Source organism: Pseudomonas paraversuta, from assembly GCF_904067025.1.
Classification (GTDB): domain Bacteria; phylum Pseudomonadota; class Gammaproteobacteria; order Pseudomonadales; family Pseudomonadaceae; genus Aquipseudomonas; species Aquipseudomonas paraversuta.
In genome coordinates this window covers 2,318,596-2,342,906 of record NZ_CAJFDA010000001.1, presented here as the reverse complement: position 1 = coordinate 2,342,906, position 24,311 = coordinate 2,318,596, and the positions used below count along the sequence as shown (strand labels likewise).

General features: G+C 60.6%; 12 protein-coding genes. 2 read left to right on the top strand and 10 right to left on the bottom strand.

Features of this window, described 5'->3' with window-relative positions:
- Positions 1-120: 120 nt before the first annotated feature.
- Positions 121-5,211 (bottom strand): RHS repeat domain-containing protein, encoded by a 5,091-nt coding sequence (locus tag JQ848_RS10820; protein ID WP_202210666.1) that lies wholly within the window; start codon positions 5,209-5,211, stop codon positions 121-123.
- 253 nt (positions 5,212-5,464) lie between these two features.
- The gene (locus JQ848_RS10815; RefSeq protein ID WP_202210665.1) at positions 5,465-10,537 is read right to left on the bottom strand and encodes an RHS repeat-associated core domain-containing protein; all 5,073 of its coding nucleotides are present in this window, start codon (positions 10,535-10,537) and stop codon (positions 5,465-5,467) included.
- Positions 10,538-10,895: 358 nt separating this feature from the next.
- Here JQ848_RS10815 and JQ848_RS10810 point away from each other — a divergent pair, with 358 nt between their 5' ends.
- Entirely contained in the window at positions 10,896-11,474 is a 579-nt protein-coding gene (locus tag JQ848_RS10810) for a putative adhesin (protein WP_127195625.1), read from the top strand.
- A gap of 201 nt (positions 11,475-11,675) precedes the next feature.
- On the opposite strand, the gene JQ848_RS10805 is transcribed toward JQ848_RS10810, so the two are convergent.
- The 8 genes from JQ848_RS10805 to JQ848_RS10770 form a co-directional block, all read right to left on the bottom strand.
- Positions 11,676-13,226 (bottom strand): FadD3 family acyl-CoA ligase, encoded by a 1,551-nt coding sequence (locus JQ848_RS10805; RefSeq protein ID WP_202210664.1) that lies wholly within the window; start codon positions 13,224-13,226, stop codon positions 11,676-11,678.
- Positions 13,227-13,245: 19 nt separating this feature from the next.
- The gene (locus tag JQ848_RS10800) at positions 13,246-14,277 is read right to left on the bottom strand and encodes a ferredoxin--NADP reductase (RefSeq protein WP_010657404.1); all 1,032 of its coding nucleotides are present in this window, start codon (positions 14,275-14,277) and stop codon (positions 13,246-13,248) included.
- Between the two features lies 1 nt (position 14,278).
- Positions 14,279-15,040 (bottom strand): SDR family oxidoreductase, encoded by a 762-nt coding sequence (locus JQ848_RS10795; RefSeq protein WP_010657405.1) that lies wholly within the window; start codon positions 15,038-15,040, stop codon positions 14,279-14,281.
- A complete protein-coding gene (locus JQ848_RS10790) occupies positions 15,024-16,769 on the bottom strand; it encodes an FAD-binding protein (RefSeq protein ID WP_202210663.1) in 1,746 nt (581 codons plus the stop codon). The genes JQ848_RS10795 and JQ848_RS10790 overlap by 17 nt, the downstream gene beginning before the upstream one ends.
- A complete protein-coding gene (locus tag JQ848_RS10785) occupies positions 16,766-18,514 on the bottom strand; it encodes an FAD-binding protein (RefSeq protein ID WP_003447744.1) in 1,749 nt (582 codons plus the stop codon). Before JQ848_RS10785 ends, JQ848_RS10790 begins: the two co-directional genes overlap by 4 nt.
- Before the next feature lie 42 nt (positions 18,515-18,556).
- Positions 18,557-19,744: an acyl-CoA dehydrogenase family protein gene (locus JQ848_RS10780; RefSeq protein ID WP_003447746.1), complete on the bottom strand. Its 1,188-nt coding sequence runs from the start codon at positions 19,742-19,744 to the stop codon at positions 18,557-18,559.
- Positions 19,745-19,988: 244 nt separating this feature from the next.
- The gene (locus JQ848_RS10775; protein WP_003447748.1) at positions 19,989-21,563 is read right to left on the bottom strand and encodes an amidase; all 1,575 of its coding nucleotides are present in this window, start codon (positions 21,561-21,563) and stop codon (positions 19,989-19,991) included.
- Between the two features lie 156 nt (positions 21,564-21,719).
- On the bottom strand, positions 21,720-23,156 hold the full coding sequence (locus tag JQ848_RS10770) for a coniferyl aldehyde dehydrogenase (protein WP_202210662.1): 1,437 nt from the start codon (positions 23,154-23,156) through the stop codon (positions 21,720-21,722).
- 172 nt (positions 23,157-23,328) lie between these two features.
- On the opposite strand from JQ848_RS10770, the gene JQ848_RS10765 reads away from it, so the two are divergent.
- Complete coding sequence (locus JQ848_RS10765; RefSeq protein WP_003447751.1) at positions 23,329-24,309, top strand: flavin reductase family protein; 981 nt, start codon at positions 23,329-23,331, stop codon at positions 24,307-24,309.
- The last annotated feature ends 2 nt before the right edge of the window (positions 24,310-24,311 follow it).

The window sequence follows — 24,311 nt, the reverse complement described above, 5'->3', positions numbered from 1 at the left end:
GAAGACAATGCTGGCGATGATCCACGCAATCAGCCAGGTCGCTGCAGGAAACCCGCCGCAGTCTCATGAACTGCGGCAGGTTAGCCCGGCACGCACCAGCCGCTTTATTCCAGAGCGGCCCTAACGTCGTACATTCATGAAATTATTAAAGTAATTTGTCCTGAATGCTCCGCCTATGGTCCAGGCGACTTCGTCTGCAGCAACAGGAACCACATAATCAAAAAACGCTCTGTTGACCGGATTCTGCATAGTTTGAAAACTGATACCTGCTGCATGCCTTCTGAATTCCGGGGTGAAGGTTCTCAAGCTCTCAGGATCGATCCCGTTGAGGTGCAAATCCACCGGCAGGTTTCTGGCCCGGCCATGGGTTGCGATCACCCTGACCTCACGGACATAAGATGGATTGTTGGCGAACACAGGGAAATTGACACCGCCGCTGGTAACGGTGTGACCGGGTACAGTATTGAGTGGCAAGGGTAATGTTGGCCTTGGATGTGCGCCTTGATAATAGGCTCGCACTTCGTTGAATGCCTCCATGCTGCTGATACTGTGGTGATAGGCCGAAACAGGAGCCGCACGGCTCAATGGGTCTGCTGATCCGGCAATGTCCATATGGCGAATTGCGCGCCATGCCTCGCCCTGATCCACGGCCTGGAAAGCCAGAGTTCGCAGGCTCAAGGGCTGGAATCTGCCGGGTGGAAACCCCTGGCCCCTGCCCCCTGCATGTTTCAGTTTGTACTGCCAGCTGCCCACGAACTTGCCGGCCTTTTTGACTCCCTTGGCCGCAGCCCCGGCCATCGATGGAGCCGCCGAGGCCAGCCCGGTTGCCATGCCCACCCAGCCCAGAATCCGCCCGGCATTCTCATTGCCACTGGCCAGCAAGGCTATCGAGGCCACATCCGCTGCCAGCGACACCACACTCAAGGTCGCGGTGGTGACTGCCGTTACATAGCTGGCGGTCAGCGCCGCTGTAGGCGCCGCCAACGCACCCAGGGAGGCCACGGTGCCGACCAGTGCCAGCGCGAGACCGGCCGCCGGCAACAGCCAGTCCAGCCACGAATGACCCGACGGGTCGATGCGGTTGACCGGATCCCCGGCGCAGTAGGCATAGCCATTGAGCCCGCCTTCGCCGAAGGGGCTGAGGCTGTCACGGCTGTGGAAGCACATCAGTGCGGGGTTATAGATGCGGTAATCACCGAGGAAGTACCAGCCGCTGTCCTGTTCGCGCAATTCGCCGGCGTAGCCCAGTCGGCTGGTGCCGGGTTGGCTCTGGCCGTAGGCGCCGTAGACCGGGGTGTTAATCCCGTCATTGGCCTCAGTGGTTATCGAACCCTGGGCGTCGGTGCCCAAGAGCATCACTTCGCGCACCGCCGATGCAAGACGGCTTTCAGCCACCGGAACGTCACCGGCCCGCACCCAGCGGGTCTGGGTGTTTTCACCCATCTCGCAACTGAGTTGACCGCCGGTGTGGTAACGCCAGCGCGGGCCGGTAGAGTCTTCGGTCTTGATGATGTTGCCCGCCGGGCCGTAGTACCAACGACGCTGGCCTGTAGGCAGAGTAACCCCGATCAGTCGGCCCAGGGCGTCGTAGTGCAGTGGATTGCCGCGCTCGTCGCGTTTGAGATTGCCCAGCGCGTCGTACTCCAGGGTTACCGGTGCCGGGTAATCGGCGCGGCTGTGGCTGACGCTGAGCAGCTGGGTGAGATCGGCGGGGTTGTAGCCGAATACGCTGACATTGTTGGCGCTGGCGTCGGCAAACACCGTTTCCAGGCGTCGTACATTGTCGAGGGCGTCGTATTGAAAGTGCTGCTCGCGGTAGGTTTTGCCGTGGGCATCTTCGGGCAACGACGGGCCTGCAAGGCGATGGGCAATCACCCGTCCGCGCAGGTCGTAGTCGAAGCTTTCACTACGCACCAGAACACCGTCGCGGGTCAGTTCACGCTGGGTCAGTTTGCCGTCTTTACGCCATTGCTGGGTCTGAACTTCAAGGGAAAGCTGGGTGGGCGTGCGGGTAGCCGTTTCACGACGGGCCGGGCGGCCCAGGCTGTCATAGCCAAGGGTTACGGTCATGTCCCACGAGCCATCGTTTGATTGGGTTCGCTGCTGGTGAATCCGCGACGCTGCATCGTAAGTAATGCTGATGCTCACATCGGGACCTTGCTGCACGCTCAAACGCCCGAATTCATCGTACTGGCAGCGCTGTTCGGCACCGTCGGCATCGGTCAGCCGCGTCACTTTGCCCGACGGGGTGGTGCTTTGCTGTTGCGAGCGTGGCTGATCGCCTTGCCAGGCGTAGTCGGCTTTGGTCAGTTGCCCTGAGGGAGACCAGTGATCTTTTTGCAGACCCAGATTGCCTTGGGACTCCAGCAAACGGCCATTTTTGGGATCGTAGGTGTTGAACACGCTGATCCCGGGCGCTTGCAGCGACAGCAACGCGCCGCCCAGTTCCGGTTGGTGTTCACTCTGCACCCGGGTACCGTCGGGCAGAACCTGGGTATGGGCGTGAATTTCGCCTTCGGCATATTCCCATTTGGAGACACTCTGCCCGACCTTTTCCCACACCAATCGGCCCAGACCGTCATATTTACGCTCACCCAGCAGGACTTCATTAGTGCCCAAAGACGGATGAGTGATCGAGACCGTGGCCGGTAAATCACTGTCATGGCCTTGGGCATAGGTGCGCTTGATGACACTGCCGTCAGGCAAGGTGGTGGACAGCAGTCGGTCCCGTACATCCCACTCCTGTCGGGTCTCCAGGCCCATGGCATCGAACTGGCTGATACAGCGGCCCAAGCCGTCATAGGTCCAGCTCAGTTCGTGCTGAAGTACGCCATCGGCGCAATAGAGTTGTTCTTTAAGGGGGCGTCCATCCAGAGTATGGGTGGTCACGGTTCTGGCCCCGGGCACACCCTTGGCGTCGGTCTGCCAGCGAGTTCCGGTCAGGGCTACCGGGTCGGCAAGGGTGTGTTGGGTGACACCGTCTGCGCCGGTTTCAGTCAGCACATTGCCCCAGTCATCAAAGGTGCGTTCGGTGGTCAGGCTCAGGGCCGGAGTGTCTTCATTGCCGGGATCGTAAGCCGTTTCACGGAACACCCGGCCCAGCACGTCATATTCGGCGGTCCAGGCGGTATAGGTCGTACCACTGTCGGTCTGTTTTTCCCGGCGGATTTCCCGGGCCATGCCATCGAGCCAGACAGTTTCCTTACGTCCGGAAGCGCCGACTCGGGTCTGGCAGCGCTGGTTCGCTGACAAGGAATAGGCCCAATTGACCTCAGCCTCGAACGCCGAATCCGGAGCCGCGACTTCCTGAGTCACACGCCCCAGGGCATCGTGGGCAAAGGCCATGCGCAGCTGCTCGTCGGTCTGTTCGGTGACCATTAGCCCCGAGTACAGATCTTGTGAGGATTGGGCAACAGTTGAGTGCCCATCGTGCCCGGTAACTGTCACATTTTCCTGCAACACGGCACGTTGAAGAGAGCGGGTGTCTGGCGCTTGGGTCAGGGTATAGCTGTAGGCCCGGGTGGTGCCTTTACCCTCTACGGTTCTGGTTTCGCTAAGCATGCGAGCGTGATGGGGCGAGGCCGGAGCATTGATAAAGGTCTGGCTGGAACGGCCCAATTCAGTGCGTTTCTCGCCTTCAACCAGCAGCAACCGCTCTTCACTGCTCTGGACAAAAGTCGGCAATGCAAACCCCGGAGCATCCTGACGCACCGGTAGCGCCTGATAACGGTAGCGGGTCTGTTTGACCGACCCTTCAGTGCCGGGTGGCGGACTCAGGGTGCGACTTTTCAGACGAGCAATGCGGCCCAGTGGGTCGGCCGGGCAGTTGTCGGTCTCGCCGCTCACCGGGTAGTACTCGGACTCTTCAACGGCCCCCAATGCATTGCGGTGCCACACCGGGTTGCCCAGCTCGTCGTAGCGGGTTTCTTCTTCGGTAACAAGTTCTCGCAGCACCCGTTGGCCATCCAGCTGCGCCTTGCGGGTAATGACCTTGTGCGGGAACTGGAAGTAAGGCAGTTGCCGGGCAATGGGCAGCCAGGGCTCGTCGTAATAGGTGGTCTCGGTTTCCTGCAGGGTCTTGCCCTGCAAGGTGCGTTCACGGGTCAGCAGGTGAAAGCGGTTAAAGCTGCGGGACACTGTTTGTAAAACAGTCCCCCGGGCATCCATCAGGGTTTCGGTAGAGCCATAGAGGAAATCCCCGGCACCGGTCAGGTGGTAGAGGTTGTCTTCGCGATTACGCCACTGACGTACCGCCGGCCAGCCAAAATAGTTATTGCTGCCATACAGGTCGTAGTCATAGCGAACCAGCTGCACCGGCTGGCCATCTCCCGGATCCTTGCGGGTCTGACTGACCACCGGCATCCGCGCAAACGGCGCCCCCGGCGGCAACGCCAGACCCTTTGCCTCACTATAGGTCACCTCTTCGCTACTGCCGGTGGGCTGGGTGCATTTGCTCAGCAGCAACAGACCTGAATCACTGCGGGTGTATTCAAACTGCCAGCCACTGTCGGGCAGGCCGTCCACCGTTACCCGGCGCAACTGCCCGGATACCCGGTGAAAAGACATCACCACCTGTGCGGGGGTATCCGGCTGCAACGTCAGACGGGTTGTCACGCCCTCGTAGGCCAGTGCCAGCACAGTGCGGCCACGGGCATCGCTGACCTTTTGCAGGTAAGCCGCGTTGCCGACTGAACGCCAGTCAAAATTCAGGGCGCTGCCATCGGCCCCCACCAGCGTGCTGACCACCCACAGGCTGGAGTGTCCGGCCAGCGGGATCAGGCGTTCACAGCTGCCATCGTTATGCCGGACCCACATTTCCTGACGCTGAACGGTCACGGCGATTACCGGCAAACGCACATCGGGAAAGCGCATGCTCTGGCCGACAATTTCACCGCGTAAGCGCTCGCCGGAATTGAGTTGCAGTTGCTGGCTGGCGCCGTCCCAGGAGGTGGTACCAAGCATCCAGCCCAGACCGAAGCCCTGATCTTCGGCCATCAGCGGACTATGGCTCAGGCGCAACTGGCTTATGGGCCCGCGCAAATCGTTGGCGGCGCCGGTGGGCAGGGTTATCGAGGCAGAGAACGCACCGGTGCGCGGATCGACGCCGGCACTGATGCTGCTCATAAAGTTGTAGGCACCGGAATATACATCGCCGCTGCTAAGCAGGCTGGCGGCGGACTGGATATCGGGGGTGTGGTCAGTGGGTTCCATGATAGTTGCGACTCCTTGGCGTGCTGGTAAGAGATCGCAAAATAGGGTCACTGCCTTGAGGCCAACAATGAGCTAGGGCTGTAAATAGTGTCTTTACAAAAAGCAGTGCTGGGAAGAGCGCTTGAAAACCATTGGGTGCAACCCTGCAAAGAGTGCTGTATTGCCGGTTTTCCCAAAAAACTGTCCTGATTAATAGACCCGCACTGACAGTGCCAGTGCGGGGTGTTTCAAAAATACGCCGTTGCCAGAGGTTTTAATCCAGTCGGATTGATCGCAGGCTCAACTCCCACTCTCTTAGCTCTGCCGCCGCGTTTTTTTGGCTGAGAAATCTTCTATGCATCAAATGAACTTCTGTTTCCAGACGCGAGGTCAATTGACCAGGGGGCGTTAATAGGCCACGTCCCGTTTCTCTCCAAGGGGAATGGCCCGCTTGCGTCAGTTGTTCCGGTAGAACGCCTTGGGTATAGCCATGCCATGTTCTGTGTAGATCACGAACATGGAAAATATTTGCTTCCTGGGGGGTCGCACGTAACGGAGGCAAATTGAGTGGTCGGGTATTGGCTCGCACCAGTTGGCGCATGTCACTGGATGTCTGTGACAACGAGATCAGATCCGAGCCAGGCAAGTAACCGATAATATTTTGCATTACCCGGTTCGGCATTTCGATCAGGCGCCTATCGATGAGGTTGCTGGGCAAGGGGACGTTTTGCCGTATAAATTGCAGCTCATCCGCAGGTAAAGCGTGACGGGCCAACTGATCGAGTCGCGGCACAGATGAACCCGCGTTTTGAGCCGCCCCCGAAAATGCTTGTCCGCCCCCCGACAATCCCCCGGCATGTTGCAGTTTGTGCTGCCAGCTGCCTACGAACTTGCCTGCACTCTTCACTCCCTTGGCCGCAGCCCCGGCCATTGACGGAGCCGCCGAAGCAAGCCCGGTTGCCATGCCCACCCAGCCCAGAATCCGCCCGGCGTTTTCATTGCCGCTGGCCAGCAAGGCTATCGAGGCCACGTCCGCTGCCAGCGACACCACGCTCAGGGTCGCGGTGGTGACCGCCGTTACATAGCTGGCGGTCAGTGCCGCTGTAGGCGCCGCCAAGGCACCCAGGGAGGCCACGGTGCCGATCACGGCCAGGGCGATCCCGGCCGCCGGTAACAGCCAGTCCAGCCACGAATGACCCGATGGATCGATGCGGTTGACCGGGTCGCCGGCGCAGTAGGCATAGCCATTGAGCCCGCCTTCGCCGAAGGGGCTGAGGCTGTCACGGCTGTGGAAGCGCATCAGCACCGGGTTATAGATGCGGTAATCACCGAGGAAGTACCAGCCGCTGTCCTGTTCGCGCAAGGCACCGGCGTAGCCCAGTCGGCTGGTGCCGGGTTGGCTCTGGCCGTAGGCGCCGTAGACCGGGGTGTTAATCCCGTCATTGGCCTCAGTGGTTATCGAACCCTGGGCGTCGGTGCCCAAGAGCATCACTTCGCGCACCGCCGATGCAAGACGGCTTTCAGCCACAGGGACGTGACCGGCCCGCACCCAGCGGGTCTGGGTGGTTTCACCCATCTCGCAACTGAGCTGACCTCCGGTGTGGTAACGCCAACGCGGGCCGGTAGAGTCTTCGGTCTTGATGATGTTGCCCGCCGGGCCGTAGTACCAACGACGCTGGCCTGTAGGCAGAGTAACCCCGATCAGTCGGCCCAGGGCGTCGTAGTGCAGTGGATTGCCGCGCTCGTCGCGTTTGAGATTGCCCAGCGCGTCGTACTCCAGGGTTACCGGTGCCGGGTAATCGGCGCGGCTGTGGCTGACGCTGAGCAGCTGGGTGAGATCGGCGGGGTTGTAGCCGAATACGCTGACATTGTTGGCGCTGGCGTCGGCAAACACCGTTTCCAGGCGTCGTACATTGTCGAGGGCGTCGTATTGAAAGTGCTGCTCGCGGTAGGTTTTGCCGTGGGCATCTTCGGGCAACGACGGGCCTGCAAGGCGATGGGCAATCACCCGTCCGCGCAGGTCGTAGTCGAAGCTTTCACTACGCACCAGAACACCGTCGCGGGTCAGTTCACGCTGGGTCAGTTTGCCGTCTTTACGCCATTGCTGGGTCTGAACTTCAAGGGAAAGCTGGGTGGGCGTGCGGGTAGCCGTTTCACGACGGGCCGGGCGGCCCAGGCTGTCATAGCCAAGGGTTACGGTCATGTCCCACGAGCCATCGTTTGATTGGGTTCGCTGCTGGTGAATCCGCGACGCTGCATCGTAAGTAATGCTGATGCTCACATCGGGACCTTGCTGCACGCTCAAACGCCCGAATTCATCGTACTGGCAGCGCTGTTCGGCACCGTCGGCATCGGTCAGCCGCGTCACTTTGCCCGACGGGGTGGTGCTTTGCTGTTGCGAGCGTGGCTGATCGCCTTGCCAGGCGTAGTCGGCTTTGGTCAGTTGCCCTGAGGGAGACCAGTGATCTTTTTGCAGACCCAGATTGCCTTGGGACTCCAGCAAACGGCCATTTTTGGGATCGTAGGTGTTGAACACGCTGATCCCGGGCGCTTGCAGCGACAGCAACGCGCCGCCCAGTTCCGGTTGGTGTTCACTCTGCACCCGGGTACCGTCGGGCAGAACCTGGGTATGGGCGTGAATTTCGCCTTCGGCATATTCCCATTTGGAGACACTCTGCCCGACCTTTTCCCACACCAATCGGCCCAGACCGTCATATTTACGCTCACCCAGCAGGACTTCATTAGTGCCCAAAGACGGATGAGTGATCGAGACCGTGGCCGGTAAATCACTGTCATGGCCTTGGGCATAGGTGCGCTTGATGACACTGCCGTCAGGCAAGGTGGTGGACAGCAGTCGGTCCCGTACATCCCACTCCTGTCGGGTCTCCAGGCCCATGGCATCGAACTGGCTGATACAGCGGCCCAAGCCGTCATAGGTCCAGCTCAGTTCGTGCTGAAGTACGCCATCGGCGCAATAGAGTTGTTCTTTAAGGGGGCGTCCATCGAGGCTATGGGTGGTCACGGTTTTGGCCCCGGCAACGCCATTGGCATCGGTCTGCCAGCGGGTTCCGGTCAGGGCTACCGGGTCGGCCAGGGTGTGTTGGGTGATACCGTCCGCGCCGGTTTCAGTCAGCACATTGCCCCAGTCATCAAAGGTGCGTTCAGTGGTCAGACTCAGGGCCGGGACGTCTTCGTTACCCGGGTCATAATTGGTTTCACGGAACACCCGGCCCAGCACGTCATATTCGGCAGTCCAGGCGGTATAGGTCGTACCGCTGTCGGTCTGTTTCTCCCGGCGGATTTCCCGGCCCATGCCATCGAGCCAGACAGTTTCCTTACGTCCGGAAGCGCCGATTCGGGTCTGGCAGCGCTCGCTGGCTGACAACGAATAGGCCCAGTTGACCTCAGCCTCGAACGCCGAATCCGGAGCCGCGACTTCCTGAGTCACACGGCCCAGGGCATCGTGGGCAAAGGCCATGCGCAGCTGCTCGTCGGTCTGTTCGGTGACCATTAGCCCCGAGTACAGATCTTGTGAGGATTGGGCAACAGTTGAGTGCCCATCGTGCCCGGTAACTGTCACATTTTCCTGCAACACGGCACGTTGAAGAGAGCGGGCGTTTGGGGCTTGGGTCAGGCTGTAGCTGTAAACCCGGGTAGTGCTTTTACCCTCTACCGTCTGGGTTTCGCTGAGCATGCGAGCGTGATGGGGCGAGGTCGGATCGTTAATGAAATTTTGCGTCGAGCGGCCCAGTTCGGTGGACTGATTGCCCTCAACCAGCAGCAACCGCTCTTCACTGCTCTGGACAAATGTCGGCAATGCAAACCCGGGAGCATCCCCACGCACGGGCAGGGATTGATAGCGATATCGGGTCTGCTTGACCGGGCCTTCGGTGCCGGGTGGCGGGCTGATCGTACGACTTTTCAGACGGGTGATGCGGCCCAATGGGTCGGCCGGGCAGTTGTCGCTCTCACCGGTTACCGGGTAGTACTCCGACTCTTCAATCCCGCCCAGGGCATTGCGATGCCACACCGGGTTGCCGAGGTCGTCGTAGCGGGTTTGTTCTTCGGTAACTAGTTCTCGCAGCACCCGTTGGCCATCCATCTGCGCCTTGCGGGTAATGACCTTGTGCGGGAACTGGAAGTAAGGCAGTTGCCGGGCAATGGGCAGCCAGGGCTCGTCGTAATAGGTGTTTTCGGTTTCCTGCAGGGTCTGGCCCCGTTGCGTGCGTTCACGGGTCAGCAGGTGGAAGCGGTTAAAGGTGCGTGACACTGTTTGCAAAACAGTACCCCGGGCATCCATCAGGGTTTCGGTGGAGCCGTAGAGAAAATCGCCGCCCCCGGTCAGGTGATAGAGATTGTCTTCGCGATTACGCCACTGACGTACTGCCGGCCAGCCGAAGTAATTGTTGCTGCCATACAGCCCATAGTCATAGCGAACCAGCTGCACCGGCTGGCCGTCCCCCGGGTCTTTGCGGGTCTGACTGACCACCGGCATCCGCGCAAACGGCGCCCCTGCAGGCAGGTTGAGGCCGTTGGCTTCGCTGTAGGTCACTTCCTCGGTGCTGCCGGTGGGCTGGGTGCATTTGCTCAGCAGCAACAGACCTGAATCACTGCGGGTGTATTCAAACTGCCAGCCATTATCGGGCAGGCCGTCCACCGTCACCCGGCGCAACTGCCCGGAGACCCGGTGAAAAGACATCACCACCTGTGCGGGGGTATCCGGCTGTAAGGTCAGATGGGTTGTCACGCCCTCGTAGGCCAGAGCCAGCACAGTGCGGCCTTGGGCATCACTGACTTTTTGCAGGTACGCCGCGTTGCCAACTGAACGCCAGTCAAAATTCAGGGCGCTGCCGTCGGCACCCACCAGGGTGCTGACCACCCACTGGCTTGGATATCCAGGTAACGGGATCAGGCGTTCACAGCTGCCATCGTTATGCCGGACCCACATTTCCTGACGCTGAACGGTCACTGCGACTACCGGCAAGCGCACATCCGGGAAGCGCATGCTCTGGCCGACAATCTCACCGCGAAAGCGCTCGCCGGAATTGAGTTGCAGTTGTTGGCTGGCGCCGTCCCACGAGGTGGTACCGAGCATCCAGCCCAGACCAAAGCCCTGATCTTCGGCCATCAGCGGGCTATGGCTCAGGCGCAACTGGCTGATGGGTCCGCGCAAATCGTTGGCGGCGCCGGTGGGCAGGCTGATCGAGGCCGAGAACGCACCGGTGCGCGCATCGACCCCGGCACTGATGCTGCTCATAAAGTTGTAGGCACCGGAATATACATCGCCGCTGTTGAGCAGGCTGGCGGCGGACTGGATATCGGGGGTGTGCTCAGATAAATCAGGCATGTTCGCTACTCCTTGGTTCGCTGAAAGGAGTCGCAAAATAGAATCTCTGACTTGAGGGTAACAATGAGCAAGGGCTGTAAGTGATGCCGCTACAGAAAGAAATGAGAGCCGGATCAGTTCCTCAACGACAGCAGAGTTCAGAACGCTGCACCCACACAAACTTTGAGAGTAATCCTATATAAGCACATTTCCTTACTCGCTAACTTACCAGGCTGCAGACTTGCTACATTGAACAGCAACCGTTCATTTATAGACTTGCCAATAACCCTATTGAAATTTGCCCATGGCATCCAATGAACGGCCACCTGCCACTCACCACAACTAAACAATGACCGATATATTACCCAGGGAGACGGGGATGGGCGGCATCATTTACAGGCATAAATTTGTTTTCATCAAGTCGATCAACCCTGCGGCGGAGCATGCCATTCTCTTCGCTCACGGAGGCATCAGACGCTCTCAGAAGGCCTATGCGACACCGGTGATTGTGCCTAAAGGAAGAAAACTGGTTTATTACGCCTACCACTCTGAAGATACAAACACCGACGTGGGGTGGCGCCTGCTATTGAATAACAGTACTTACAACCCCGCACGCGAACCTAAAAACATTAATCCTAAAGAATTCATCCACGCAGACAACACCACGTTTAACTACACACTGAGCAACGCATTCGAATCAGAGCTGGCATTACCCACTGCTCATCATGATGTGATCGGTGTCATCACAAGAACCTATATGCAAGAGGTTTTTGAAGCGATATCAATTTACCGGCCAGCCATTAAATATATTCACTGCATACATTGCAGGGCCGTTTACAGGCACCGTGGCAGTGAGCGACTGTATTTCGAACAACCTCAGATTTATGACGAGGTGGTTCGAAGTACTCAAACGCAAAAAGGGTATTACGACCGAGCCTGGGAGTACCTGTTCGGTTAATAAAAACCGATCGAAGGTTCTGCTGCCATGACCCGGACATGTATTTCTGCCAAAGCTGATTATTGACCCTGCGGTTTCAAGCGGGGGGACAGGCGCTTGGGAGCAGAGCGCAGGTGCTGTGGTGGTTAGCCCCAAACACCTGCCTGCCAACCGGCCCGGCAGTTGCACGCAACAGCGTAACGGGCAATCGAAATGCGGTTCCTAAACAATCAGGGACCGCAGCTTATTCTTCGCCACCTTGTTCGATGCATTGACCGGCAACGCCTCGTAGAACCTCACCATGCGCGGCACTTTGTAGTTGGCCATGTGTTCCCGGGCCCACAGAATCAAACCCGCTTCGTCCAGCCGCTGTTCATGGCGCAGCACCACACAGGCACAGCCCACTTCGCCCATGCGCTCGTCCGGCACGCCAATCACCGCCACCTGGGCGATGGCCGGGTGTTCGATCAGGCCCGCTTCAATTTCCGCCGGGTAGCAGTTGAAACCCCCGACGATAAACATGTCCTTGAGGCGATCGGTGATGCGCAAGTTGCCCGCAGTATCCAGCTGGCCAATGTCGCCGGTGTGCAACCAGCCTTCACTGTCGATGGTTTCGGCAGTGGCCCGGGGATCTTCAAAGTAACCCTGCATCACGTGAAAACCTCGCAGGCAGATTTCTCCGGTATCCCCCGCTGCCAGGGCCCGGTTTTGCGGATCACGGATGCTCACTTCGGTGCCGGCAATGGCCCGCCCGCTGGTGCTGGCAATGGTCTGCGCCGGGTCATCCGGGTTGCAAATGGTGGCCAGGCCGCCGCACTCGGTGAGGCCGTAGGCCGTGGTGACCACCGCAAAGCCCAGTTCGCGACGCATCCGTTCGATCAGGCTCGGGGCAATGGTCGCCGCCCCTGTGACGGCAATGCGCAAGCTCGAGAGGTCGGTTTGCGCCAGTTTGGGGTGCGCCAGCATCGACAGATACAGGGTCGGCGGCCCCGGCAGTACGTTGATATTCTCGGCCGCAATGCGCTGGAAGACGGCTTCGGCGTCAAACACCGGGTGCGGCAAAATGGTTGCCCCGGCCAGCAGGCACGTCAACCAGCCCGCCTTGTAGCCGAAAGCATGGAAAAACGGATTGATCACCAAATAACGGTCACCGGCCCGCAAACCAATCACCTTCACGTATTCGCTGAATGCCCGGATGTTCTGCCCGTGGGCACTCATTACCCCTTTGGGTTTACCGGTGGTGCCCGAGGTAAACAGCAGGTCGCTCAAATCATCGGCACTGACCCCGGCGGCCCGCTGCCTGGCGTCGGTTTCGCTGACGCCGGCCCCCGATGCCAGAAATTCATTCCAGGCCGGGGCATCTCCCAGCAGCACCAGCCCCTCAAGGCTGTCCGGGCGATGCGGGGCGAGCAAGGCCAGGTAGTCGGTGCCTAAAAACTTCGGCTGGACGAATAACAGCCGGCTGGAACTGCGCTGCAGAATATCCGCTGCCTCGTTGCCTTTCATCCGGGTGTTGACCGGCACCATTACCGCCCCTGCGCAATGAATGCCCAGTGCCGCAATGATCCAGTCCCGGCCATTGGGGGCCCAGATGGCCACCCGGTCACCCTTGCCGATGCCCCGGGCCATCAGGCTGCGGGTCACGGCCAGGGCCAGGCGCGGCAAATCGCGGTAGTCGGTGCACACGCCGTTTTCTTCAATGGCGGTACGTCCTGCGTGTTGCTGCGCGGCGCCAAGCAGTAACTCGGGAATAGTCGTAGGGCTGAAAGTCATCGATCACTCGTCCGGCTGATTATTCGGGGAAGCACACCCGCAGGTGTTCGCTGTTGGGCACGGACTGGCATGCCAGGACCCAGCCGTCATTGAGTTCCTGTTGGTCAAGGGCATCGTTGCGCAGCATCTCGACACTGCCCCGCTCCACGGTGCACATGCAGGTGGCGCAGGACCCCACCAGACAGGAACTGGGGGGTTTCAACCCGGCGCGCAGCATGGCATTGAGCACCGTTTCGCCTTCGGCGCAGGGCACTTCGAACTCCTCGCCATCCAGGCGCACCGAGAGCTGGCTGCCGATTACATCAGTGTTGACCGGGGCCGGGGCTGCGATGCTGCCCTCTTGCGGCAACGAAACAAAACGTTCGACGTGGATGCGCCCATGTTCCATACCAATGTCATGCAAAGCACTGACAGCGGCATCCATGAACGGCCCCGGACCACAGATAAAGGCCTGGGCATGCACAAACGGCCTGGCCATTTGCGCCAGTTGCGCAACCGAAGGAATCCCTTGTACCGAGTCCAGCCAGTGGATCACCTGCAGGCGCTGCGGGTAGGCGCTGGCCAGGGCCTTGAGTTCGTCGGCAAAAATCACCGAGGCCTCGTCGCGGTTGGCATAGATCAGCAGGACCCGACCGCTGCCGGCGATCAACGCCGAACGCAAAATCGACAGCACCGGGGTTACCCCGCTACCGCCGCCAAACAACAGGAAATCATCATCGAAATGGCGCGGCACAAAGACCCCGGCCGGAACCAGCACCTGCAGTTGGTCGCCTTCGCGCAACTGCTGGCATAACCAGTTGGAAGCGCGACCGTCACGCACCTGCTTGATCGTGACCCGCAGCGGTTCATCCACCAGCGGCGTGCTCGACAACGAATAGCAACGCGGCAACCAGCCGCCTTCAAACGGCACCCGCAGGGTCAGAAACTGGCCGCTCTTATAGGCAAACTGCTCGCGCAAGTCCTGGGGCACCTCAAACACCAGCGATCTGGAGTCCGCGGTTTCAGTGACGATTTGTGCCACGCGCAGAGAAATATAGGCAGGTGAATTCATATCAAATACTCATTACAAACTGGCCACTGTCGATCCGCAGTTCGATACCGTTGATTGCACGTGACTCGTCGCTGGCAAGAAACAGCACACTGGCAGCGACATCTTCAGGCAGGCACATGCGTCCCATGGGGTCGGCATCGATGGTCAGGCTCCAGGGGTCCAGGCCCGCCGGCAGGGTGGCCGTGGTCATGGGGGTGAGAATGCCGTCCGGGTGCAGGGAGTTGCAGCGGATGCGATATTTGCGACGCCGGCACATCACCGCCACGGTGCGCGACAGCGCTGCTACGGCACCTTTGGAGGCGCTATAGGCGGCGTAGTCATCACGCCCGGCCACACCGGCGATGGAGGACATATTGATGATCGAACCGCCGACCCCCTGTTTCATCAGGCCAATGGCGGCACGACACCCCAGAAATACGCTGTCGGAGTTGATCCGCTGCACCCGCTGCCAGTCGCTCAGGCTGGTGTTTTCAATGTCGCCCTTGAGCAGGATTCCGGCATTGTTGAACAGGATGTCCAGCTGGCCATGGCGCTGGCCAATGGTTTCGATGACCCGCGTCCACTGCGCTTCACAGGCCGCATCGTGCTCGATGAACAGCGCCTGGGGGCCGATTTCTTCAGCCAGGGCCAGGCCTGACGCCACATCGATATCACTGATCACCACGCGCGCGCCTTCGCGGGCCAGGAGCAGCGCGCTGGCCCTGCCCACGCCACTGGCGCCGCCAGTGATCAGGGCAACCTTGCCTTCAACTCGTGTGCTCATGCTGCAGTCCTTGTTGGATAGAAGTGCCGGTGGACGCCCGCTGGCCCGCCACCGGTTCATCGCGTTCGAGATCACTGCCAGCGGTGCTGGCCCGCCCTGCCCGGCGTCCCGAAAACACGCAGTCGGCAAGGGACAGGCCACTGATATACAGGTGTGAGGCCACGCCTATTGCGGTACGCCCGGCGCTGTACAACCCGGTAATCGGCTGGCTGTTGTCATCCAGCACCGCGCCCGTGTTTTCATCGACTTTAAGCCCGCCCAGGGTCAAGGCCCCCAGCGGAAATACCGGGTTGTCGACGCTGATATTGCAGGCGTAGAAGGGTCCTTTATCCAGCACCTGGCGACTGCCTTCAGACTTGCCGAAGGGGTCCGCCACTTCGCCCCGGGCAGCGGCGTTATACCCCCGCAGCGAGCTGCTCAATTCACCGGACTGCATGCCGCAGACCTGGGCCAGCCGGTCAGGGTTATCGCCCTTGCGCACCCGCAGCAGCATCAGGGCCAGTGCCGGCAGGCTCTGAAACCACCAGTAACCACCGAACAGGGCCTGGCGGATCGCCTGCTTGCGCAAGCGCGCATCCAGCACCAGCCATGCCTGACCGCCCTGCTCTTCGCACAACGGCTGGCCCAGGGTGGCGCCATAAACTTCCTCATTGCAGAAACGCTGCCCCTGGGCGTTGACCACAATCCCCTTGGGCCAGCAAAACGGCGGGTTGATAAAGCGCCAGGCCGATACCCGGCTCAGGCGTTCGCTTTTGCCCCCCACTGACTGTCCGAGGCGCAGGCCGCTACCATCGCAACCGGTGGCACCGACCTTGAAATTACGGCGGAATTTGGGGGCATGTTCACGGATCAAATCGCGATTGAAGATAAAACCGCCGGTGCTCAGAATCACTCCGCGCCGAGCCCGGACCAGCACAGGTTGCCCATGGTCACGTTCAAGGCGGCTGATCTTTTGCCGCAGGCGATCGCAATAACCGGGGGCAAAGTTTTGCCAGCGCTCGGCGCGGGCTGCCAGACGCGCATGTACACGGGCTTCGCGGGTGCCCTCGGGCAAACGCCAAAGCTCGGCACCCAGCACGCGCCCGTTGTCATCCACCACCAGGCGGCGCGCCGCCGATTGCAACAAGGGTTGTACCCCGGCGCGCAGGCAGGCGGCTTGCAAATGGCCATAGAGCACGGCACCGCATTGCCCCTTGCCAACGGTGCGATGCCCGCGGGGTGCCGCGGGGTGCTCGCCACTATGGGACGGCACCAGTTCGTTGCCGGAGTAATACAGAAAATAGCCATCGGCCGGATATGAGGTTTTGCCACCCGGTGGCAGGCTGTGGGCATAGCGTGCGCCATGGCTTTCGAGCCAGCGCAGGTTGTCGGCACTGTCATCGCAAAACTTGCGCAGGGTGTCGTCGCTGATCACGCCCCGGGTTTCGTGCTTGAGGTAGTCAAACATCGCTTGCGGGGTATCGCTGAACCCGGCGTCCTGCTGTTGGCGGGTACCGCCACCGGCATACACCACCCCGCCGCTTTTGGCGCTGGCACCGCCGCCGGTAAAACGGTCGGCAATAATCACTTCAGCCCCCTGGCTGCGCGCTTCCAGCGCAGCACAGGCACCGGCGGCGCCCCAACCGATAACCAGGACATCGCAGCTGTAGTCCCAGCCCCGGCCATCCAGGCGGTCGGCCTGTAACGGGGCCAGGATTTTGGTATTGCTGCCGGAACGGGGCCGGCTCATGACAGCGCCTCGGCGATGGCGCCCGCCGCCACCGGTACGTTGCTGCTGGCAATATGGTTGGCGGCGATATAGCCAAAGGTCATGGCCGGGCCAAGGGTGCCGCCGGCACCGGGGTAGCTGGTACCCATGACCGAAGCGGAGCAGTTACCAATGGCATACAGGCCGCTGATGGGCTGGCCGTCTTCACGTACCACCTGGGCGTAGCGGTTGGTCAGCAATCCGCCCTTGGTGCCAATGTCTCCGGCATCCAGGCGCATGGCGTAATACGGACCTTTGCGCAGCGGCGCCAGGCACGGATTGGGCTTGATATTGCTGTCACCGTAGTAACGGTCAAACACATTGGCGCCGCGTTCGAAGTCAAGGTCGACACCGGTTTTTGCGTATTCATTGACCTTGTTTACGGTGCTGGTCAAGCCGGCACCATCAACGCCAATCTGCAAGGCCAGTTGCTCAAGGCTGTCGGCCTTCCAGTACAGGGTATTGAGCCATTCTTTGCGCAGACGGCTGTCTGGCATCACCTGGGCCGGCATCAGCGGGCCCATGGCGTAATGGAAACGGAAATGGCCATCAAAGATCACCCATGACGGCACCGTGCGGCCGCCGGTTTTCTGGTTGTCCTTGTACATGGCATCAACGAATTCAAGATACGGCGCAGCTTCGTTCACAAAGCGATGGCCCAGGCTGTTGACCACAATGGCCCCCGGAAACGCACGCTCGGCAAACACGCCGCGGGGTTTTTCTTCACCGGGCACGGCAATGGTCGGCGCCCACCACGCCCAGTCCATCAACGCCGTGGCCGCGCCGATATTGAGCCCCGCTTCCAGTGCGGCACCGGTGTTGTTGCCCGGTGGCGTGGCACTCCAGCCGGCCTTGGTGGGTTGCGGCAGGAATTTTTCCCGCAGGGTCTGATTCTGCTCGAAACCACCCGAGCCAAAGATCACTCCGCGCCGGGCCTTGAGTTCGAGAATCTTGCCCCCCGTGGCGACCTTGATCCCGCAAACGCGATCACCGTCCAGCAGCACGTCCTGGAAATCGGTGTTGAGCCACAACGGCACATTGCGATCCATCAGCGAGCGGCGCAGGGACGCCACCAGGGAACTGCCCAGTGCCGCACGACGGTCGTACTTGCTCTTGCGCCGCCACTTGAAGTCCATCTTGTAGCGGGCCATCAGCCTGAAGATCAGCCATTGCCAACCGAAGCTGCGGGCCATGGCCTTGTGTGCATCGCGGGCAGTCCAGGCAATACGCCCCATCAGCAGAGTCGAGGGCGAAGGCTTGCGCAGGTTGGGCAGTTCTTCTTCGAGCAAACTGGTGTCGAACAGCTCGGGGTCAAGGGTCCGCCCGCCCGGCAAGGCGCCGGGCAGTTGCGGGTAATAATCCGGATATTTGTCGGCCACGGCATAGCGCACCCGGCTATTGGCGGTGAGCTTTTTGATCATCGGCGCAGCGTTATCCAGATACGCCTGCAGGCGCACCGGATCGCCGTGTTCGCCGGTAGCGGCCTTGAGGTATTGCATTGACAGCTCAGCGCTGTCCCGCCCGCCGATGGCAGCGAAGTAATGGTTGTTCGGAATCCAGATACCGCCGCCGGAAATTGCCGAAGTACCGCCGTATTTGTCGCTCTTCTCGACAATCAGAACTGAAAGGCCCTGATCGGCAGCAAACAGGGCCGAGGTCATCGCCCCCGCACCGGAGCCGACCACGATTACGTCATAGCTGGACTGAGACTGAACTTGAGCCGTCATTATTGTTATGCCATCCGCTGAGGTCAGAAAGTCATTACTCGATCAAACAAAAGGGTCCGAGTTGGGTAAACCCAATTGCACCACGCCATAGCTGCGGCGATAGGCCGCCTCGTTGTTGGCGATATGCCCGCGCGCCTGATGCAGGTCGCGGAAATAACGGGCCACCGGGTTGGTGTTGTACAAACCCGAGGCTGCCATGCAACGCAGCAGGTCGCTGACCCGGTCGGCGCAGACATTGGTCACATGGGATGACTGGTAGCGATACAACAGGCGGGTTTCAACGTCCGGATACTCGCCTGCAGCAGCCAGCGCCATGAGGTGTGCGTAATTGCGCATCAGCACCAGCTTGAGCGAATCAACGGTGATGGTGGCCTCGGCGACTGCCGCCTGGGCTGCCGGGTCTTCGGCGGTTTTGGCGCCATGCTTGCCGATATGCGCAGCGGCGTTGGTCCGGAACTCGTTGATCGCCCCTTGCAATGCACCCAGCGCCGAGGTGGATACCGCGCGGGCAAATACCTGGGCAAACGGGATGGAGTACATCGGGTTGGTGTTGACCAGCCGTCCCGGGGTGGCTTCGATGCTGTAGTTGTTGGTGCGTTGCACCCGGTGTGCAGGGACAAAGGCATCTTCAACGATGATGTCGTGACTGCCGCTGCCGCGCAGGCCCAGTACGTCCCAGTTCTGTTCGATCCGATAGTCAGAAGCAGGGATCAGGAAGGTGCCGTGTTCGGTCGGGCCGGTTTCATCTTGCGGCACGATGCCGCCCAGCAGGCACCATTGCGCATGCTGGCTGCCACTGGAGAAACCCCAGCGCCCGCTGACCCGGTATCCGCCCTTGACCGGAGTCACTTTGGCCACAGGCATATAGGTCGAAGCCACCAGCGTGGAGCTGTCTTCGCCCCAGACATCGCGTTGTGCTTCTACCGGGTAACGCGCCAGTTGCCACGGGTGAACACCGACCACACCAAAGACCCAGGCAGTGGACATGCAGCCCTCGGCCAGGATCATCTGAATTTCAAAGAAGGTGCGCAGATCCACTTCATGACCGCCCCACATCTTCGGCTGCAGGGCACGAAACAAGCCGGCCTCCTGCATGTCGCGAACGGTATCGTCGGGCAGTTTGCAATCCTTGTCCGCCTGGGCTGAACGGCTTTTTAGCGCAGGTATCAGATTGCGCGCGCGTTCCAGCAGCTCAAGCTCTATCGGACTTTTCTCTCGTATCTGATCCATCCGTCTGTTCTCCGTCAGTCTCTCGCTGCGCGAATGCGCGGGCGCTGTATGACGAATAATCCGGCCTGGCGCGCTGCTGATCATCGTCAAAGCGGACTAGGCGTTACGCCACCAACCCCCGCAGGGGTTGAAGAACTGCGCGAGGCTGCGATCGATTGCGCAGCGATGGCGGACCCTGCCAGCCGGGGTTACCGATCGCAGCCTCGCGCTGCTTGTCAGCGACTACAGACACTGCAATGGGTTATCAAACAGTGGGCAATTTCGCCCACGGCCGGTCCTGCTCGATTTGTGCGCTCAGACGCAACAGCACGTCTTCGCCGCCCAATGGCCCGGTAAACATCATGCCGATCGGCAAGCCGTTGTCGCTCATGCCCACCGGCAACGAGATCGCCGGCTGCCCGCTGACGTTGGCCAGTACGGTAAACGCCGCGCTGCCCATGGCGTTGTGGGCGTAGCTTTCCCAGGGCTGGTTGAGGCTGAGCAGGCCCAGTTCCGGGGTGACGTTGGCGGTGACCGGCGACAGGATCACGTCGTAGGTGTCGAACTGCTGCTCCATGTAGCCACCAATGCTTTCAAACGACTGCCGGGCCCGGTACAGGCCCTCGCCCGTGACTTTCTTGCCATTGTCCAGCACCACCTGGGTGATGCGTTCAAAGTCATCGGCAGTGGCCGGCCGGCCCATCGCCTGTTCGCGGTCGTGAACCAGGGTCAGCAAGGCGTCGCCGATCACCGATCCGTGGGCTCCGAACAACTGGCGCGGGTCGATATTCAAACGCAACTCTTCAACGTTGTGCCCCATCGCGCTCAGGCGTCTGGCCGTATCGTCCAGCACCTTTGCAACTGCAGGGTCCAGTGGCGAACCGGTCAGTGAATCCCGTACCAGGCCGATGCGCAAACGCCCGGGGGCGGTGCGCAGCTCTTCGATATACGGGCGTACCAGCGGCTTTGCCCAGTACGGGCTGCCTGGCTCATGACCCTGACCGACATCCAGAAACAATGCCATATCGCGGATATTGCGCGATACCACGTTGCCGACGCTGGCACCGAACCAGCCTTCATATTTGCCCGGGCCGCTGGGGGTACGGTAACGGGTGGGCTTGAGGCCAACCACACCGCAATAGGAGGCCGGAATACGGATCGAGCCGCCGCCGTCAGTGGCATGGGCCACCGGCACAATGCCGGCCGCCACTGCCGAAGCCGCACCACCGGAGGAGCCCCCTGCACTTCTGCCCAGGTTCCACGGGTTGCGGGTTTGCCCCCAGAGCAGGGATTCGGTGGTGGTGGTAAGACCAAACTCCGGGCACGCGGTTTTGCCGAAGGGTACAGCGCCAGCCGCCTGATAGCGGGCAATCAGGGTGCTGGTTTGTGGCGCCGGCGGTGCATCCTTGAACAGACGGCAACCATTGGTGGTGCGGGTACCTTCAAGGTAGGTGTTGAGGTCCTTGATCAGGATGGGCACGCCAGCCAGCGCGCCGGTGGCAGGTGCCCCTGCGGCGCGACGGGTCTGGAGCAGCGCCCGGGCGTACTCGTCGTGACGCATGTTGACCGCATTGACCTTGGGATTGACCGCATCACAACGGGCCATGGCCGCAGCCAGCAGGTGCTCGGGAGTGAGTTCACCCTTTTGCACGGCCCGGGCCATGTCGGTGGCGTCCATCGCCAGATATTCGTTGGATGATACGGCGCTCGAACCCGCCGCACCGGCATAGCGGCCGAGCAGACCGGCGCCTGCGGCCAGGACACCGGCCTTGAGTACGTGGCGGCGTTGCCAGCCGGCCGGGGTCTGGGTGTCTTCTGGGGTAGCAGCAGGGATTGGCAAAATATCTCTCCGGATCACATCTTGTTGTTATGGGCAGGAGCAACCGCTCGACACTGGATTGCCCGCGATTGCGACACCCCGACCGGTCTGAACCGCCGGGTTGCCGGCATCGCGAGCAAGCACGCTCCTGCAGGGTTGATTTATTTCTGGGTGGAATCAGTCAGGGGTGACCATCGACTGCATGGTCGCCTGGAAGTGTTCGCCATAGGGCGGCAACATGCCCCACTCGCGGCGCGGATCATGGGCCGCAGCCTTGAATACGGTGCGCATGTGGCTGAACTCGAGGAAGCCTTCACGGCCGTGGTAATGCCCCATGCCGGAGGCACCAATGCCACCAAACGGCGCGTCGTGCATGGCCGCGTGCATCATCACGTCGTTGATGGTCACGCCGCCCGAGATAGTGCGCTGCAGTACATGACGCCGCTCTTCTTCGCTCTGGCCAAAGTAATACAGGGCCAATGGCCGATCCCGTGAATTGATGTCCGCCAGCGCCCAGTCGATCTCATCGTAGGGCAGCACCACCAGCGCCGGCCCAAAGATTTCTTCCTGCATGATCAGGCTGTCACGGGGCGGATCGATCACCACTTGCAGGGGGCGACGCCGCGCCTGGGGATCAGCCTCCAGCTCCCGCGGGAAGCTCTCCACCCGGGCGCCCCGCTGTCGGGCGTCCTGCACGTAGCTTTCTATGCGCTGCAAGTGCCGGGCGTTGACCACGGCCACCACATCCGGATTGTCGGCCACGGTCGGCAACAGCTCGTTGTAAGCCGCACCAAGGGCGCCGATAAAGTCTCCCAATTGCTCTCGGGGCACGTACACCACGTCCGGATTGATACAAATCTGCCCGCCGTTGTTGGCTTTGGCCACGGCAATGCTGAATGCAGCCTTGGCCAGATCGGCGCTGCGGGAAATGATCACCGGCGATTTGCCCCCGAGTTCAAGGGTCAGCGGCACCAGATTTTCGGCCGCATTGCGCATCACCGAGCGCGCCACGGCAGTGCTGCCGGTAAATACCAGATGGTCAAACGGCTGCGAAGTAAACGCCTGGGCCAGGTCTGCATCACCGAGCACCACCGCGACTTCCAGCGTATCGAACAATTCACCGAAGGCCCGGGCCAGCACCTCGGCTGTGCGCGGTACCACTTCCGAGGGTTTGAGAATGGCCCGGTTACCCGCGGCCAGCACGCAGGCCAGCGGACTGAGCAAGGTGAACAGCGGCGCGTTCCAGGTGCCCATGATCCCGATCGAGCCCTTGGGCTGATGCATCACCCAGGCCTTGGCGCCCAACTGGTCATAGGGGGCGAATACCTCGCGCGGCTCGTCCTGCACCCAGTGCGCAACATGGTCGCGGGCATATTTGAGCGATGCCAGTGAACCCAGCACATCATTCATCAACGAAAAACCCTGGGGCCGGCCACCAAAATCCGCATCCATGGCTTCAACCAACGGCTGCTGATAACGCACCAGCAGCTCTATCACCCGCTGGATCCGTTGCTTACGCTGTTCAACGCTGACCGGACCGGCCTCGATAAAGGCTTTTTTTTGCGCTGCCAACAGGCTGGACAGCTGTTCTGGGGCCGTACTGCTGCATGTCATGGATCAGTCCTCTTGGCATCGTTTTAATGCGCCGACGCTAGACAATTACGACCCTCCACGCCTCGTCCGATCGGACGATAATCGGCTGTATTCGTTAGTCCATTAAGACGATGTAGGGCCCCACTGCGAGGGGAATACTGCAAGCACGAAAATTCAATCCATGAGGTTCGTCATGGCAATGCAAAGCAGTTTCGATCCCCAGGCATTCCGTACCGCACTCGGTACCTTCACCACCGGGGTGACCATCATCACCACCCAGGCTGAAGACGGGTCACCTATCGGGATCACCGCCAACAGCTTCAACTCGGTGTCGCTCAATCCGCCGCTGGTGCTGTGGAGCCTGGCCAAGTCCGCCCGCAGCCTGCCGGTATTCAGCTCGGGCAAACACTGGAACGTGCACGTGCTGTCGACCGAACAGGAACCTCTGTCCGGGCGCTTTGCCATGCAGGGCGAAAACAAGTTCGCCGAAATCGAACTCGACAGCGGTATCAGCGAAGCCCCGCTGCTACAGGATTGCACTGCTCGCTTTCAGTGCCGTACAGCCTTTCAATATGAAGGCGGCGACCATGTGATTTTTGTCGGTGAGGTGCTCGCCTTTGATCACAGCGACCGCGCGCCGCTGGCGTTCCAGAGCGGCCAGTACGCACTGGCAACCCGCAAGCCCCGTAGCGAGCTGCGCCTGGCAACCACCCCGCCACCTCCGGAATGCAGCTACACCGAGGATTTGCTGGGGTATCTGCTGGGGCGCGCCCACTACCAGCTGCTGGACGCCCTGCATCGCCTGTTGAGCAACCAGCAACTGGACGAACATGCGTTTTTCATCCTCTCCGTGCTGTGCATTCGCGACAACCTGACCCTGAACGAGATCAACACCTTCGTCAGCTACACCGGGCACGTGGTCACGCTGGCCAGCATGCGCTTCCTGGAAAAACAGAATCTGGTGGCACTGGAGGGCAGCAACCATGAACCGCGCTACGTCCTGACCGCCACCGGCCGTGAAGCCTCTTTGCAACAGCTGGCCCTGGCCAAGGCGGTTGAGGAGAACGTCTCGGCCAAACTAGGCCCCGGCGATGCCCAGGCGCTCAAGGTGCTGCTCAAGCGACTGATCAGTGTCAGCGACCCGGGACTGCCTGACCTGTGGGCTCCCCGTTAATA